This window comes from Croceicoccus estronivorus (assembly GCF_001625325.1).
Lineage (GTDB): Bacteria > Pseudomonadota > Alphaproteobacteria > Sphingomonadales > Sphingomonadaceae > Caenibius > Caenibius estronivorus.
This window is the reverse complement of record NZ_JRQQ01000010.1, coordinates 104,283-119,840: the sequence shown is the minus strand read 5'-3', so window position 1 is coordinate 119,840 and position 15,558 is coordinate 104,283. Positions and strand designations below refer to the sequence as shown.

Here is a 15,558-nt window from a genome sequence, read left to right as displayed (position 1 = left end):
AAAGTTCCCCGGCGCATGTTTTTAGAGGCGCTGCAGCACGGCGTCGCCTACTTCGACGGTTCCGGCGCTTCCCCCCAGATCCCCGCCACGTATGCCGTCGGAAAGAGCCCTGGCCACCGCGGCTTCGATACGCGCGGCCTCCGCATCACGGCCAAAACTGTGCCGGAGCATCATCGCGAGGCTGAGAATCATTGCCATCGGATTGGCCTTGCCTTGCCCGGCAATGTCAGGTGCACTGCCATGGATCGGTTCAAACAGACCCTTGGTCCCATATTGAGTCTGCGTCTCACCCAGTGCTGCGCTGGCCAGCAGCCCGATCGAGCCGACACACATGCTCGCCTGATCCGACAAGATATCTCCGAACATGTTGCCGGTAACGATGACATCGAACTGTCCCGGATCGCGCACCAGCTGCATCGCAGCGTTATCGACGTACATATGGCTCAATTCCACGTCGGGATATCCGGCGCCGACTTCCGTCACCACATCCCGCCATAGCTGGAAGGTTTCCAGCACGTTGGCCTTATCGACAGAGCACAGTCGTCCCTTACGCCCTTGAGCCGCACGAAATGCCACGTGGGCAATTCGCCGGACTTCACTCTCGGAATATGACATCACGTCATAACCTTCGCGCTCACCTGCAGCATTGGTCCGGAAGCCCTTTTCACCGAAATAGACATCCCCGTTCAACTCACGCACGATCAGCATGTCGATCGCACCGGCGACTTCAGGGCGCAGCGCGGACATTTCCTCCAAACCCGGAAACATCGTCGCAGGGCGCAAGTTGGCGAACAGCGTCAATTCGCGGCGCAGGCCCAGAATGGCCTGCTCCGGGCGCAAATGGCGTTCGAGATTATCGCATTCGAAATCCCCCACGGCGCCAAACAGAATCGCGTCCGCCTCATGCGCGATTGCAATTGTATCGGCATGAAGTGGGTGCCCGAGTTGGCGATAGCCTGCCCCGCCAACATACCCTTCCATCAGCGTCACATCAGGCAGATCGAGTGCGTCCAGAACGCGCAGCGCCTGCGTCATGATTTCAGGGCCGATACCGTCACCGGCGAAAACCGCGATCTTCATGGGAAACCTTCCTGATTGTGCCTAACCGGCGATCCGGGCGAGCCGGTCGCGCAACATTGTGCGGGCCGCCATAATCATTCCGCGCCGGTCGGCAAGGCAGTATCGTTCTATCAAGATACCCATCCGGTCGAAGGCGGACAGGTCATCGGTCCATTCCGCGTCCGCTCCGGGTGCATCGCCACCGTAGCCCAGTTCTCGCAGCAACAGTGCCTCGTACCGCAACAGAGCCTCAGCCCAGCCACGGGCCGAAGGGGCATGGCAAATCGCAGTCAACAGGGCCGAGAGCGCCGAATAGAGCGCAGGAAAGGAATGGCGTTCCGGCAGCGTACTGGCAGTCAGTGCACTGGCCCACGTGATCGCGGCCGCAGGCAACGGCTCGGCCAGCCACGGCCCCCGACTCTCCAGCAACTCCAGTTTTACGAAGGGTAACTGACTATCGGATTTCGCCCGGACCTCTGCCGAGACGAGGTTTCCCGGGATGACGACAGGCCGCAGGCCTCTTCCCCTGCCGCCAGCGACATACCCTGCGACAAGACCATAGTGTTCTGTCAGAAGGCGGACGATAACCGCCGTTTCGCCATGTGCGCGTGTTGCACAAATTATGGCAGGCGTGCGGATTTCCATCAGGCCAGGATGTGGCCTCTCATCCCGGTTTGCGCAACCTGCCCAAGCTATTTCGCCAGCTTGGCTTCCAGTGCGGCAAGGCGTTCCGACAGCGCCTCGTTTTCCTCGCGGGCTTTCGCCGCCATGTCCTTGACGGCATCGAATTCTTCCCGGCTCACAAAATCGAGCCCGCCCAGGGTTTCTTTCAAACGCTCCCGCGCGCCGTCACGCGCTTCCCGAGTCATGCCGGCGAATGTGCCGGCAGCGCTGTTCATCAGCTTGACGAAATCGGCGATCAGGGGATTTTCACTTTGCATGCGCGCTATTTGGTGCGCCCTGCCACGCTTGTCCAGCGTTTCACGCTTTGCAGCGGCAAACGATAGCTACAGCTCTATCCGCTGCACTGCGCCGGAAACTTCCCTGCCATCGGCGCCCGGGTTCAGTTCGAGGAACTGCCAGGTCAGCAGCGATGCAAACAATACCCAGGCCAGATACGGGACGAACAGCAAGCCGGCATACCAGCGAATTCGCCAGAACAATGCCAGCGTAATCAGCACGAACACATCAAGGACGACCAACAGCACCAACGCGGCACTGATCTGGTGCGCGCCGAAGAAAACGGGGGACCATGCAAGGTTCAATCCGAGCTGGATAAGAAAGGCGCCGATTGCCGCGCCACGCCCCCGCGCGCCCCAAGAGGAGCAAACAATCGCAAAAGCCAGCCCCATCAAGGCATAGAGAATCGTCCAGACAATTCCGAACGTCGCCGGCGGAGGATAGATGCCGGGCTTTTCAAGCGAGGCAAACCAAAGATTGTCCGGCCCGCTGCCTGAAAATTCGCCAGACAGAAAGCCAGCCAGAAGAACGGCCGGGACAAGCAATAGCGCCCAGCGAGCGAAACTCGCCCGCAATTGCCCACGCGAGGCGAGGAGATTCATCGGCAAAACCTCATGATTCGCAGGTGATACTGACGGCTAGTGCCCCGGCATGCAACTCGCTGATTAACCTTGTTCCCAGACGGGACGCCCTGAAAATTGCGGGCGAGATCCATTCCACCGTCAACCACGTTCTGCCGCAATCAGGAATTCGACGTTGCCTTCCGGACCGGTGATCGGACTTTCGACGATCCCGTCAATGCGCCAGCCCTCCTGTTCGAGCCAATGCCGCACTTCGTCACACACCCGAGCATGTAATACAGGATCGCGCACCACGCCTCCCTTGCCCACCTCACCCTTGCCCACTTCGAACTGCGGCTTGATCAAAGCGACCAGGCGGCAGTGCGGAGCAGCCAGTTTCAAGGGTACTTCCAATACCTTACGCAAGGAAATGAAGGAAGCATCGCAAACTACCCAGCCGCAATCGGCACTGATCATTTCCGGTGTCAGAACACGGGCGCTGGTTTGTTCCAGAACCGTTACGCGTGGGTCCTGACGCAATTTCCAGGCAAGCTGGTTAGTGCCGGAATCGACCGCAAAGACATGATCCGCACCCTTGTTCAACAGGACGTCAGTGAAGCCTCCTGTCGAACTGCCGATGTCCATCGCCACCAAACCGGCCGGATCGAGCCGGAAATGTTCCAGCGCATGAGCAAGCTTGATTCCGCCACGAGAAACCCATGGATGATCGCGACCCTTGAGCACGATTTCCACATCTTCGGCCACCTGCTGACCAGGTTTTTCAGCCTTGCGGTCACCAATCATGACCAGCCCAGCCATCACCAATGCCTGTGCACGAGCCCTGCTTTCAGCGAGCCCGCGCGCGACGAGCAATTGGTCAATGCGTTGTTTTCCGGCCATGCCCTCAGCCGATAGCCCTTTCATGCCTCTTGAGCCAGCACCGGCTTCGCGCCATCATTGCGGAATGATAGCCAAACATGCCGCCACACGCCTTGCATCTGCCTTCATCGGCATCTCCCTGTTCACCCTAGCAGCCTGTGTACCTCAGCCCCCCGCCCCGCCCCCGGCACCGGTAGCGCCGAAACCGGCACCAAAGCCGGCTCTACCTCCCCCTGCGCCAAGCAACTGGATGGATGCGCCGCGTACACCAGGGGATTGGTCCTACGCTGCCAGCCGCGCCACCTATGGCAGCGGCACCAGCGTATTCACGATGACCTGCGAGCGCGGTTCCGGCCGCATCCTCCTGTCCCGTACGGGGACCGCTGCGGGAACAGTTCCCATGCGCATCCTTACCGAGACGACTACCCGCCTGCTTGACGCAAGACCGGATGCCGGACGCGTGACCGCTTCGCTTGCGCCCCGCGACCCGCTGCTTGATGCGATGGCGTTTTCCAAGGGACGCTTTGCAGTGGAAGTCCAAGGCCTCCCAACGCTTTACCTGCCCAGTTGGGTCGAGGTTTCGCGCGTAATCGAAGACTGTCGCTAACCCGCTGCCCAAGTTCGGGCGCAAGCGTCGCCTGACGGCCTGCGGGAGCGAACTTGAGGGAAAAGAAAAAAGGCCGGTGGATAACCGGCCCGAAATACCGATTTTGACGCCAAAAAAAATCATTGCAAGACTTGTGTTGCAACGCGTCATGAATCACATTGTCCTCAGGTTCGGAGAAACCCCGGACCAGCCGCAAAAAACGGCGACTTTGGCTAAACAGCGCGAAAGGAGGTGATCCGATGTCTCATGGTCCAGCAGAGAGGTCGGCTACGTTCCGCGCGGAGCATTATCGCTAGGCATTCAAAAGCGATAAAGGCTTCGTGGGCGGCACTTCCTGGCCGCTGACCATGCGAAAGGCCGCACCTGGTACGGGCCGGGGCGGCCTTTCTCATTGCCTGAATGCCACGTCCCTCTCGATCTGATTGATGCCTTCCCTCTTGCGCGAAACCGCACATCGGCTTACCCGCGCGCGGCACTACAAAGTATGAGAGGTGGCTGTCCCCATGGCCGACAATCCGGGCATTACATTCGAACGTCTTCCCCACCCTGCGCCTACCGGCGAAGCGCAGCGGGTGGCGGCGCTCGCCAATCCCGGTTTCGGTTCGGTGTTTTCCGATCATATGGTCACGATTGACTGGGAAGAGGGCAAGGGCTGGCACAATGCGGCCATTGGTCCGCGCGCACCGCTCAGCCTCGACCCGGCGACCGCCGTGCTTCATTACGCGCAGGAAGTCTTTGAAGGGCTGAAGGCCTACAAGCAGGCCGATGGCGGGCTTGCGCTGTTTCGCCCCGAAGCCAACGCCGCGCGGTTTAACGAATCTGCCAAGCGTCTGGCCATGCCGGAATTACCCGAAGACGTTTTTGTCGAATCGGTCCGCCTGCTGGTCGAAACCGACCGCGAGTGGTTCCCCAGCCTCGAAGGCGGCTCGCTATATCTGCGGCCGTTCATGTTTGCATCGGAAGCATTCCTCGGTGTCCGCCCATCCAGGAAATACAAATATCTCGTAATCGCCAGCCCTGCCGGCAATTACTTCAAATCAGGCGCCCCGGCGGTCTCGATCTGGGTCAGCCGCGACTATTCCCGCGCCGCGCCGGGCGGAACAGGCGCAGCGAAATGCGGTGGGAACTATGCCGCGAGCCTCGTCCCCCAGGCCGAAGCGATCGAACGCGGGCACGATCAGGTCGTGTTCCTCGACGCGGAAGAGCACAAGTGGATTGAAGAACTGGGCGGGATGAACCTGTTCTTCATTTTCGACGATGGGCGAATCGTTACGCCGCCGCTAACCGGAACGATCCTTCCAGGAATCACTCGTAACAGCCTGCTGACTCTCGCGCGGGAAGAAGGACTGGACGTTCATGAGGAACGTTACAGCCTCGATCAATGGCGCGAAGACGCCGCCTCTGGTCGTCTGCTCGAAACATTCGCCTGCGGCACAGCAGCCGTCGTTACCCCGGTTGGCAAGCTCGCTGGCCATGACGGTGAAATAACCATCGGATCGGGCGGGCCGGGACAGTTGACTCAGAAGTTCCGTGAACGGCTGGTGGGCATCCAACGTGGCACGATCGAAGATAAATACGGCTGGGTCATGAAACTGGGGTAAGACGCCTGCCGCGTCACAATTCTACAGCATCAATTCAACCGTAGAGGCCCTTGGATACGAGTTGTTCCGCCATACGGTGCATGGTGCGCAACGCATTGTGCGGTAGCAATTTGGCTGCTTTGCCAGCCTCCGGTCCATTACATGGATCAAGGTCGAGCGCTGCGAAACCCGTCCCTCGCGCTATCCCGCACGCGCCCAGCCAAGTACAGAATCGCTCAAATCGGCGACGAACGACAACATTGGCCACGCCTCGAACACGATTAAACAATTCGAAGCTATGGGACACCAGCACGAAAGCTGGCCAGCCCCCCAACGCGGCATGGCGAACCGCCGCCTGCATTTCCCACGCGGAAAGCGCGGTTATCTGCCCATGACGATAACCGCCGCCAACCGCCTCTATCGCCGCAATGGGAAGCTCTGCGACGGGGCCTCGGGAAACTGGCATGCAATTTCCAGGTGGCAAGCCAACGGCACAGTCGCCACCCACCAATCCCGCAGGAAAGCTGGAGTCATATACAATCCCGCAATCCGCAAGCGCGAGCAGAGTGTCGTCATTGGCACCGTAATTACCGGCGCGAAACGCCAGCGGGAACGGAGCCCCTGCCGCGACCAGCTTTTCCGCGCCATAGTCCAGCAATATGCGCTGCTCTTCGCGCGTAAAATCCTGCATGTTACGTCCCGTGCGGTCGCCCAACGGGTTGTTTTCGGCGAAAGCGAGCCACTCCGTATGGAGGTGCAACTGAACCTCATGTCCGCGCTCCATGATTGGCTTTACGACTTGATCGACAGCATCCTGGCCCCAGACGAGGGCAGGCATGGGATCGACAAAGAACACCGCCCGGATCCCATGACGATCGAACACATCCATCTGGTAATGAATGCCGGTCTCTTCGCCATTCTTCCCTCGACAGGCGATAGCCACATCGAAATTGCGCAAGCGATCCCGCCCGCTTCCGCGGGCGTACAAGCCAGCTGAATATTCGGTATCGATCGTGATGAGCACCGGCAACATAGCTATGTCTTAGCCCTCCTGCGCTTAAAATCACGTTTAGCGGGAAAGCCCGTCTACACTCCTTGCAAGAAACCCCTCTCTTGCTCCGCGCGCCCGCAGCAGTCATCCTGAGAACATAGACGAGAAATCGCGCAGGAGAGATACAGCATGGCTGACGCACCTTACACCCCACCCGAGGTCTGGACTTGGAACCAGGGAAATGGCGGGCGCTTCTCCGGTATCAACCGCCCAACCGCCGGCCCTCGGGAGCAAAAGGAACTGCCGCAGGGCAAGCACCCCTTCCAGCTCTATTCGCTGGGCACTCCCAATGGGCAGAAGGTCACCATTATGTTCGAAGAACTGCTGGAAGCAGGTTATTCGGACGCAGAGTATGATGCCTGGATGATCAACATCATGGAAAGCCAGCAATTCTGGTCGGGCTTTGTCGACATCAATCCCAATTCAAAGATCCCTGCCCTGCTGGACTGTTCTGGCAGCGAACCGTTTCGCGTGTTCGAATCAGGGGCCATCCTGCTGCACTTGGCGGAGAAATTCGATTACCTCCTGCCACGTGATCCGGCAGGCCGCGCGGAAGCGATAAGCTGGCTGATGTGGCAAATGGGTTCTGCCCCCTACATCGGCGGCGGATTTGGTCATTTCTATGCTTATGCACCAGTGAAACTGGAATATGCGATCGATCGCTACGCCATGGAAGTAAAGCGCCTGTTCGACGTGGCGGACCGGAAACTCGGTCAAACCCGCTTTCTGGCCGGTGATGACTATTCAATCGCCGATATTGCGAGTTTCCCCTGGCTAAGCATCGTCTATAACGGCCAAGCCTATGACAATGGCGCTCGTTTTCTGTCGCTTCATGAATATGAGAATGTCGGGCGATGGATCGACGAGATTCGCGAGCGTCCCGGCGCAATTCGCGGCAGTCTGGTCAATACCGAAAAAGGTTTGGCAGAACGTCATGCAGCAAGCGATTTCGATACTATCGACCCTAAGTTGCTGAAAGCGTCCTAACCCCCCTTCCCTTCACCGCCGCGCCCGCTATAGAGGCGCCCGGCTGCTGGGGCGTCGCCAAGTGGTAAGGCACCGGTTTTTGGTACCGGCATTCGCAGGTTCGAATCCTGCCGCCCCAGCCATCACCTTGAGATTGCGGGAAAACCGATACTCAGGCAGCCATCGTCACACAATTGCGACCATCGCGCTTGGCTTCGTAAAGTGCTGCATCGGCACGTGCGAACAGCGCGTTGGCATCGTCGCTTTCCTGAAACGTTGCATAGCCCACACTGACCGTTACGCCGGGCAAGCCATTCATTGCGCTGTCCCGCTCTATCGCCAGCCGTAAACGCTCCGCAGCAACGCGCGCCTCCTTCGCGTCTGCGCGAGGCAGCAACCAAACGAACTCTTCCCCGCCGGTCCGTCCAAGCAGGTCGAAATCCCTCATCTGTTTCCGCGCGATATCGGCAACCCGTATCAACACCTCATCGCCAACCTGATGACCGAAGGTATCGTTGATCCGTTTGAAATGGTCGATATCGAAAACGACAAGCGACAGACTCTTTGCATCCGACCTCGAACGAACAACGCACTTCTCAAGTTGCGTCAATGTTCGCCGGCGGTTTGCCAACCCCGTCAGCGGATCGGTCTGGGCCAGCAGGTTGGCTTCCGCTGCCAGTCTCATCGCCCGTGTCCGCTCTTCACTCAGTGCTTCCTCACGCCGCCGCTGCTCCGTGACATCAATCACCACTCCCAGGTTTTCGCGCACCTGGCCGTCATCATCGAACTCATTGACTGCAATTGTTTCTACAATCCGTTCCTGCCCATCCAGGCGGCGGACAATCAATTCCATCCGCCAAGGCGTGCGGCTGGCCCTCCGCGTGGTCAAGGATGAGCGGAAATCGGCACCATTATCCGAAGTTAATGCCGCCAGCTGGGCGAAGGTGACATGGGCATCGGCGGAATAGCCGAACATTCGCTTGAGTTCAGGAGAAAACCAGCATTCACCCGTTGCGAGATCAAGCCGCCAGCGGCCGATTCTGGCCAGAGTTTCCGCCAGGGAAAAGACCATCATATCGTGATGCAGTTCCTGGTTACGGGCACCAAGCTTGCGGGCAAGCCGGTTATGATCGTTGAGCAACGCCGCCAAAGGAAGGGATACGGCAGCCACGGCCAACATGTAGATTTGCAGATAAACGACTTGCTGCATCGTGGTAAAATCGAGAAATGCGGCTGGAGCTTGCCCGCCGGCGGAGCGCATGGTTACCGCCATGCCCAGGGCGAACACGCCTGTGGAAGCCCCGATCTGGCCAAATCGCGCCACTGTAATCACGATTATCGCTCCGCACAGGAACAACAGCGGAATGCGACCAATTCCGAGCACGACATAGGAAAGAGTAAATAACGCGATTCCAATGACGACTTGCTGCGCGATTTGCCGCCATATGCGGTTGTCCGCCCTTTTTGCGACCTTATCCCTTATGCTCAGCGCGATCGGAGTGACGATGATCGTCCCGAGTACCATCGTCAGATAGTACTGAATGACAGTGAATGTGGGGTCCTTGAGCACGAAGGCCAGCGGCACGGCTGTTGGCAAGGCGCCCAACAGAGCCGCGGCGGTCAACCCGATCAAATCGGAGAGAGACATCGTGTCGACCATGGTGCCGCGCACCAGCCTCCGAAGAAGCAACGCGGTTAAGGTCGGCTGCATCACCGTATTTAAAAAATGGGTGAGGAGAAACGCAGTGGGCAGGCCAAGCGTAAGATTGAGGGAGAAGCTGCCACAGGCAAATATTGCCATTACGAGTGGCCATTTGCGTACGGGGACCAGCATCAGTGCCGCTACCGCGATACCACTGGGCAGCCATACGGCAAAGGTCACATGGAAAATGCCATATGCATAATATGCCGGCAGGGCGACCACGAGCCATGCCACAGCGGCAAGCGCGGCCCCTCCATATGACAACCTCGAATACAACGACCCGTCTCCCCAAGGTTAAGGGGTACAACGTAAGGTTTTTGCATTTCGGCCTGCGCAACGACCGTATAGGGGATAATACTTAACCTAAGCCCGACAGCACCGAAACAATCAGCACTGTCGGGCAAAGATCATACGGTCAGGCGGCAGCGGCCCGGCGCTGTTCCGCTTCCAGATTGAGCATTTCTGCCAGAAGGAATGAAAGTTCCAGGGATTGGGCCGCATTCAGCCGGGGATCGCAATGAGTGCGATAACGGCTGGACAATGCCTCATCGGTGATAGCAACGGCACCGCCGGTACATTCGGTCACGTCCTGACCCGTCATCTCGATATGGATACCGCCAGCATGCGTGCCCTCTGCCCGGTGTACAGCGAAGAAGCCTTTCACTTCCGACAGGATGCGATCGAAAGGCCGCGTCTTCAGGCCGCTTTCCGACTTGATGATGTTCCCATGCATCGGGTCACATGACCAAACCACCGGATGTCCTTCGCGCTGAACCGCACGGACGAGGCGAGGCAGTCCTGCCTCGACCTTGTCGTGGCCGAAACGACTGATCAGCGTCATGCGTCCCGGTACACGGCCGGGATTCAGCGTGTCGAGCATTTGCAGCAAGGCATCCGGTTCCAGACTCGGGCCACACTTCATCCCGATCGGGTTACCGACACCGCGCAGGTATTCGACGTGAGCAGACCCTTCGAAGCGAGTACGATCGCCGATCCACAGCATGTGGGCGCTGGTGTCATACCATTCCCCGGTCAGCGAATCCTGACGGGTCAGGGCTTCCTCATACGGCAGCAACAATGCCTCATGGCTGGTGTAGAAGCTGGTCGCCTGAAGCTGCGGCACGGTCTTCGGATCAATCCCGCAAGCCTCCATGAAATCCAGAGCTTCGCCGATGCGATCGGCAATATCCTTGAACTTTTCCGCCCATGGGCTGCGACCCATGAATTCCAGCGTCCACTGATGAACCTGACGCAGATTCGCATACCCGCCGCCGGCAAACGCCCGCAGCAGGTTGAGCGTGGCCGCCGCCTGGGAATAGGCGCGGATCATCCGCTGCGGATCGTTCATCCGGCTATCCGGCTGGAACTCGATCCCGTTGATGATGTCGCCGAAATAACTCGGCAGTTCCATTTCGCCCTGGCTCTCGGTCGGCGCACTACGAGGCTTCGCGAACTGGCCGGCCATACGGCCAACTTTCACCACGGGCTGCTTGCTGGCAAACGTCAGCACGACGGCCATTTGCAACAACACACGGAAAGTGTCGCGAATGTTATTCGGATGGAATTCGGCAAAACTTTCAGCGCAATCCCCGCCTTGAAGCAGGAAACCACGCCCGTGGCACACTTCCGCCAATTCAGCCTGCAACGCACGCGCTTCACCTGCGAACACGAGCGGCGGATAAGTAGCGAGCGTTTTCTCAGCCGCTTCCAGCACGGCCGGGTCTTCATACTTCGGCAGATGCTTTGCCTCGAAGGCTTTCCATCCATCCGGGGTCCAGTTCTTGGCCACAGTTACTCTCCAAATTCATGTTCCGGGGCCACCGGAACTGTGCGGGACGTGCCCGCCACCCATATAGGGATCAATCTAACTGCGTGGCCCCATAGCGAGCGCGAGCGCCCAAGGCCAGCGTGGAAAACCACTCACAGTGATCGGGAGAGCCTGCTCAATCGGCGGATGTGGCCAGTTCCTGGCCTTCTGGAATCACTGCCACCCGCCATCCGGGACGGCTGGTCAGATATTTTCTGGCAAGCTCCTGCATCTTTTCGGGAGTAGTTTCGGTGTAGTCGCTTAACAGGCTGCGCAGCTTTTCCGCACGTACCGGATCGTAGCTCGCCCCCTCAAGCTGATACATCCAGAAGGCGTTGCCAGTGGACGCCCGGCTGATCTTTTGCCGCAGAGGCTCCGTAATCCGCTCCAGCTCGTCGGTACTCGGCGGCGCGGCAGCCAGCTCGGACGCAATCCTCTTCGCCTCGGCAAAGAACATCGGCACAGCCTTTGGTTCGAGCTGAGCAAACGCCATGATGCGGCCACCACCGGGCATATCCACCGGCCAGTCCGAAGTGGCCTGCGGCGCATAGCTGGCACCTGCATGCTCGCGCATGGCGTCAAACAAACGATTGTTGAACAACTGCACGAGAATTTCGAGCTGACGCGATTCACTCAACCCGGCAGAGCCGCCTCCGCTGGGCCATGCGATTACCGCCGCCGCCTGATTTGGATCACCACGGTGATGCAGAACCGTCGGCGCATCGACGGGGTCAGGGAACGCAACAGTGCGAGCCGCAGCATCAGCCGGGATTGGCTCCCGAGCAGGCAATGCTCCGAAAGTCTTTTCCAATGCGGCAATACCGTCTTCACGCTTGAAATCACCAAACATGATCACTTCGACCGGCCCTTGCTTCAGCAACGGTTCCCAAACCTTGCGAAAACCCTGTGGCGTGGTCTTCGCCATCGCCTCGGGATCGGGAGTGGCAAAACGCGCGTCGCGATTTGACAGCAACCAGTCGAGATCGCGCTGCAGGATCCCCCCCGGAGCAGTGGCAAAGCTTTCATATTGCATCTGTGCCGCAGCACGGGCTCTCAGCACCGGATTCTCGTCCCATCGCGGCATCCCCAGCTTGGCCGCAAACAGGTAGAGCTGATCTTCCAGATCCGCCGCACGGGTTTCCGCGCTGAACTGGAAAGCCGCATCCTCGATCTGGAAATCGAAGCCCATCTTGCGTCCGGTGGAAATTCGATCCAGCCCATCCTGGCCCAGAGGCCCAAGACCGGCACCGACCAACGCCATCTGACCCAACTGGATATATGGGGCATCCGCGGCAGTGAAACCACGATAGCCCGAACCGAACCGGACCTGCACATTGACCCGTCCCGGCTCCGCGTTGTTCGGCCAGATGAGGGCCCGGACACCGTTCGACAATTGCAGCCATTCAATCTGCATTATGCCGGTCGGTACGCTTTTCTCGACTGTCCCAGGCGTGCCGATGGAGGGTAAATCGCCAAAAGTCAGTGACTTGACCGCCCCCTTGCTCCCCCCACTGGCATCAGCGGGTTTCAACAAGGCCTGACGCAGCGATTCCGCGTCCGCCTCTCCAGCAACAGGGGTATTCATGGCCGCCCGGATCACAGTACCGGAAAAAAGCTGACGTGTATGTTCCCGGATCGCCTCCGGCGTGAAACGGGCGCGCATATCGCGAAACACCTGCAACACCGTCTCCGGGGTCGCCACGGCTTCGCGAATATCGACAGCCGAAGCGATATCGTCGGCCAGCTTGGATCCGGCCATTACCGCACGTTCTTCAACCGCACTGGCGAATGCCACATCGTATTCCGCCAGTTCACGATCGATTTCAGCCTGGCTCGGGGGATTGGCCAAGGCATCTGCGATGACGCCCCGGACATCGGCCAAGGCGGCTCGCCAGTCACTGCCAAGCGGCGTGAAATTGACGAATGTTCCATCGGCGGAACGGCTTATCTTGTCCTGATTGACTTGTGCAAAAAGATAACTGCCACCTGCCCGGGCGCGTTCTTCAAGTTTGCGATTGATGATCGCCTGCGCGATCGCGTCCAGCATCAACCCACGATTATACTCGATATTATCGACGACCTGCACATAGGGCCGCAAAATGACATAGCCGATATTGCGCGGCAGATCGGGTTCAACGACCACATTGGCCCTACCCACCGGATTGGCGGGATCAACCCCTGCCGGCGCTTTGGGCGAACCGAAATCGGGCGCAGCCGCCAAGGGACCTTCCCCTTGCCAGTCACCGAACCACTGCTCGATTTCGGCAGCAAGTTTCATCGGGTCTGCATCCCCGACCACCGCGATCACCACGTTTTCGGGTCGATACCAACGATCGTGAAATGCCTGCACAGTCTTCGCCGTGGCACCTTTCAATGCCTTCTCGGTTCCGATGGGCGCACGCACGGCCAAAGGCTGACCTGCAAAGAATGTTTCCCGCGTAGCGTCCCCGACACGCTTGGCGGCCCCGCCCCTCTCACGTTTTTCGGCCAATACGATCGGCACTTCCGTGTCGATATTGGTCTGGCTCAATACCGGATCGCGCACCATACCGGAAAGCAGACGAAAACTCTCGTTGAGCCCAGTCGCATTCGCGTTCGGCAAATCGAGTTTGTAAACCGTCTGAGTGGCGGTGGTCTGCGCATTGGTGTCGCTGCCGAATGTGGCACCCAAACGCTGCCAGGTCGGAATAGCCTCCGCAACACCGAGATATTTCGACTGACGGAACAGCAAATGCTCGAGCAAATGAGCGTAGCCCCGTTCGTTCTCGCTTTCATAAAGCGAGCCGGCATCGACAATAATTCTGATGGAAACCTGGCCCGGAGGTACTTCATTGTGGCGGACCGCGTACCGCAGACCATTCTTCAGTGTACCGAAAACCCATTCCGGATCATGGGGAATATCTGTGCCCCGGTAGATCCACGGATCGTCCTTCTCTATCGACGGCACAGGCGACTGCACAGGCGCTTGCGCACTCTGTCGTGCCTGCGCGACAGTCACCTGTCCGGCAAGGAGTGCAGAGAAGAGGAAAGCGAGCGCCGCAAACAGCCGTGCAAATCTGGTCATGCCAACGCTATAGAAAGGGCAACGATGAAGGACCAGTGAATAGGCTGCTTCGACCCAGGCAGATGCGATCGCGGGTTGACCGGCAGACAATGGTCCCTACATCGCGTGGATCATGTATATTGAAACCGAAACTACGCCCAATCCGGCCACACTGAAATTTCTGCCCGGCAGGAAAGTGATGGAGGCGGGAACGCGTGAATTCACCTCGCCCGAAGCAGCGGAAAGTTCGCCGCTTGCCAGTGCCCTGTTCGATTCCGGGGAAGTGACGGGGGTTTTCTTCGGTTCGGATTTTATTTCTGTTACGGCTGGGCCCGGAGCGGACTGGGGACAATTGAAGCCGCAGGTCGTCTCCATCCTGCTTGATCATTTCATCAGCGAGGCTCCGCTCTTCGCGGGTGGTAGCGCGGATGCAATCGCAATTCCCACGCAGGACGCAGAAGACTTCGGAGACGATCCCGCCGACGCTGATGTCGTCGACCAGATCAAGGAACTGCTGGAAACCCGCGTGCGCCCGGCGGTGGCAGGTGACGGCGGCGATATAGTCTATCGCGGTTTTCGCGAAGGCATCGTGTATCTGACTATGCAAGGTGCCTGTTCCGGATGCCCTTCGTCCACTGCAACGCTCAAGAACGGCATAGAATCGCTGCTCAAGCATTATGTCCCCGAGGTAACTGAAGTGCGCGCCGCCTAAGCCTCACGCTCCGTCACAACAGGAGTTCAGCGATGACGACCGAAGCCATACCGGATAGTGCCCTCGACCAGTTGTTCCGCACAGCGCGCAGCTTTAATGGCTGGCTCGATCAAGATGTCAGCGACGCCGACATCCATCGAATATACGAATTACTGAAAATGGGGCCGACAGCCGCAAACATGCAGCCCAGCAGGTTTGTGTGGTGTCGTTCACCTGAAGCAAAGGCCCGCCTCGCCGCACACGCCTCGCAAGGCAATCAGTCGAAAATCCTGACCGCGCCTGTTTGCGTGGTTATTGGCATGGATCAGGATTTTCACGAGGAACTGCCCTGGCTGTTCCCCCATACGGACGCGAAAAGCTGGTATGCTGGCGATGCGGAAGGGCGGACACGCCACGCCTTGCGCAATTCCTCATTACAAGGCGCCTATCTGATGCTGGCCGCTCGGGCGATCGGCCTCGATTGTGGCCCGATGTCCGGCTTCGATGAAGAAGGCGTGACGCAGGAATTCTTTGCTGATCAGGCCAAGGTCAAGGCCAATTTCATTTGCTCTATTGGCTATGGCGACAAGGATTCTATTTTTGCGCGCAGCCCAAGGCCTGAATTCGATACTTTCAACACTATTCTTTGACGG

14 protein-coding genes and 1 tRNA gene are annotated in these 15,558 nt (G+C 58.7%); 6 read left to right on the top strand and 9 right to left on the bottom strand.

Going from position 1 to position 15,558, the window contains the following annotated elements:
- Positions 1-21: 21 nt before the first annotated feature.
- The 5 genes from leuB to MB02_RS15245 all read right to left on the bottom strand — a co-directional run bounded on the left by leuB (position 22) and on the right by MB02_RS15245 (position 3,479).
- Entirely contained in the window at positions 22-1,080 is a 1,059-nt protein-coding gene (gene leuB, locus MB02_RS15265) for a 3-isopropylmalate dehydrogenase (protein WP_067539610.1), read from the bottom strand.
- A gap of 21 nt (positions 1,081-1,101) precedes the next feature.
- Complete coding sequence (gene recO, locus MB02_RS15260) at positions 1,102-1,704, bottom strand: DNA repair protein RecO (protein WP_067539609.1); 603 nt, start codon at positions 1,702-1,704, stop codon at positions 1,102-1,104.
- A gap of 47 nt (positions 1,705-1,751) precedes the next feature.
- A complete protein-coding gene (locus MB02_RS15255) occupies positions 1,752-2,000 on the bottom strand; it encodes an accessory factor UbiK family protein (RefSeq protein WP_067539608.1) in 249 nt (82 codons plus the stop codon).
- 66 nt (positions 2,001-2,066) lie between these two features.
- Entirely contained in the window at positions 2,067-2,621 is a 555-nt protein-coding gene (locus MB02_RS15250) for a TspO/MBR family protein (protein ID WP_067539606.1), read from the bottom strand.
- A gap of 120 nt (positions 2,622-2,741) precedes the next feature.
- Positions 2,742-3,479: a TlyA family RNA methyltransferase gene (locus MB02_RS15245; protein WP_082826243.1), complete on the bottom strand. Its 738-nt coding sequence runs from the start codon at positions 3,477-3,479 to the stop codon at positions 2,742-2,744.
- A gap of 229 nt (positions 3,480-3,708) precedes the next feature.
- On the opposite strand from MB02_RS15245, the gene MB02_RS15240 reads away from it, so the two are divergent.
- Positions 3,709-4,065 carry a hypothetical protein gene (locus MB02_RS15240; protein ID WP_235829543.1) on the top strand — a complete coding sequence of 119 codons (357 nt, stop codon included), beginning with the start codon at positions 3,709-3,711 and terminating at the stop codon, positions 4,063-4,065.
- 503 nt (positions 4,066-4,568) lie between these two features.
- Positions 4,569-5,666: a branched-chain amino acid aminotransferase gene (locus MB02_RS15235; protein ID WP_067539598.1), complete on the top strand. Its 1,098-nt coding sequence runs from the start codon at positions 4,569-4,571 to the stop codon at positions 5,664-5,666.
- Positions 5,667-5,700: 34 nt separating this feature from the next.
- On the opposite strand, the gene MB02_RS15230 is transcribed toward MB02_RS15235, so the two are convergent.
- Entirely contained in the window at positions 5,701-6,678 is a 978-nt protein-coding gene (locus MB02_RS15230; protein WP_067539595.1) for a polysaccharide deacetylase family protein, read from the bottom strand.
- A gap of 147 nt (positions 6,679-6,825) precedes the next feature.
- Here MB02_RS15230 and yghU point away from each other — a divergent pair, with 147 nt between their 5' ends.
- Complete coding sequence (gene yghU, locus MB02_RS15225; protein WP_067539592.1) at positions 6,826-7,683, top strand: glutathione-dependent disulfide-bond oxidoreductase; 858 nt, start codon at positions 6,826-6,828, stop codon at positions 7,681-7,683.
- Between the two features lie 47 nt (positions 7,684-7,730).
- Positions 7,731-7,805 (top strand) — tRNA-Gln (locus MB02_RS15220).
- Between the two features lie 29 nt (positions 7,806-7,834).
- On the opposite strand, the gene MB02_RS15215 is transcribed toward MB02_RS15220, so the two are convergent.
- The 3 genes from MB02_RS15215 to MB02_RS15205 form a co-directional block, all read right to left on the bottom strand.
- Complete coding sequence (locus MB02_RS15215; protein WP_082826242.1) at positions 7,835-9,640, bottom strand: sensor domain-containing diguanylate cyclase; 1,806 nt, start codon at positions 9,638-9,640, stop codon at positions 7,835-7,837.
- A gap of 139 nt (positions 9,641-9,779) precedes the next feature.
- Positions 9,780-11,153, bottom strand: coding sequence for a class II 3-deoxy-7-phosphoheptulonate synthase (locus MB02_RS15210; protein ID WP_067539586.1), 1,374 nt, complete (start codon positions 11,151-11,153; stop codon positions 9,780-9,782).
- Positions 11,154-11,307: 154 nt separating this feature from the next.
- A complete protein-coding gene (locus MB02_RS15205; protein WP_067539841.1) occupies positions 11,308-14,235 on the bottom strand; it encodes a M16 family metallopeptidase in 2,928 nt (975 codons plus the stop codon).
- Positions 14,236-14,347: 112 nt separating this feature from the next.
- Between MB02_RS15205 and MB02_RS15200 the strand changes: the two genes are divergently transcribed.
- Together MB02_RS15200 and MB02_RS15195 are read left to right on the top strand one after the other, a co-directional pair.
- The gene (locus tag MB02_RS15200; RefSeq protein ID WP_067539583.1) at positions 14,348-14,926 is read left to right on the top strand and encodes a NifU family protein; all 579 of its coding nucleotides are present in this window, start codon (positions 14,348-14,350) and stop codon (positions 14,924-14,926) included.
- A gap of 32 nt (positions 14,927-14,958) precedes the next feature.
- Positions 14,959-15,555 (top strand): malonic semialdehyde reductase, encoded by a 597-nt coding sequence (locus MB02_RS15195; protein WP_067539580.1) that lies wholly within the window; start codon positions 14,959-14,961, stop codon positions 15,553-15,555.
- Positions 15,556-15,558: the final 3 nt, after the last annotated feature.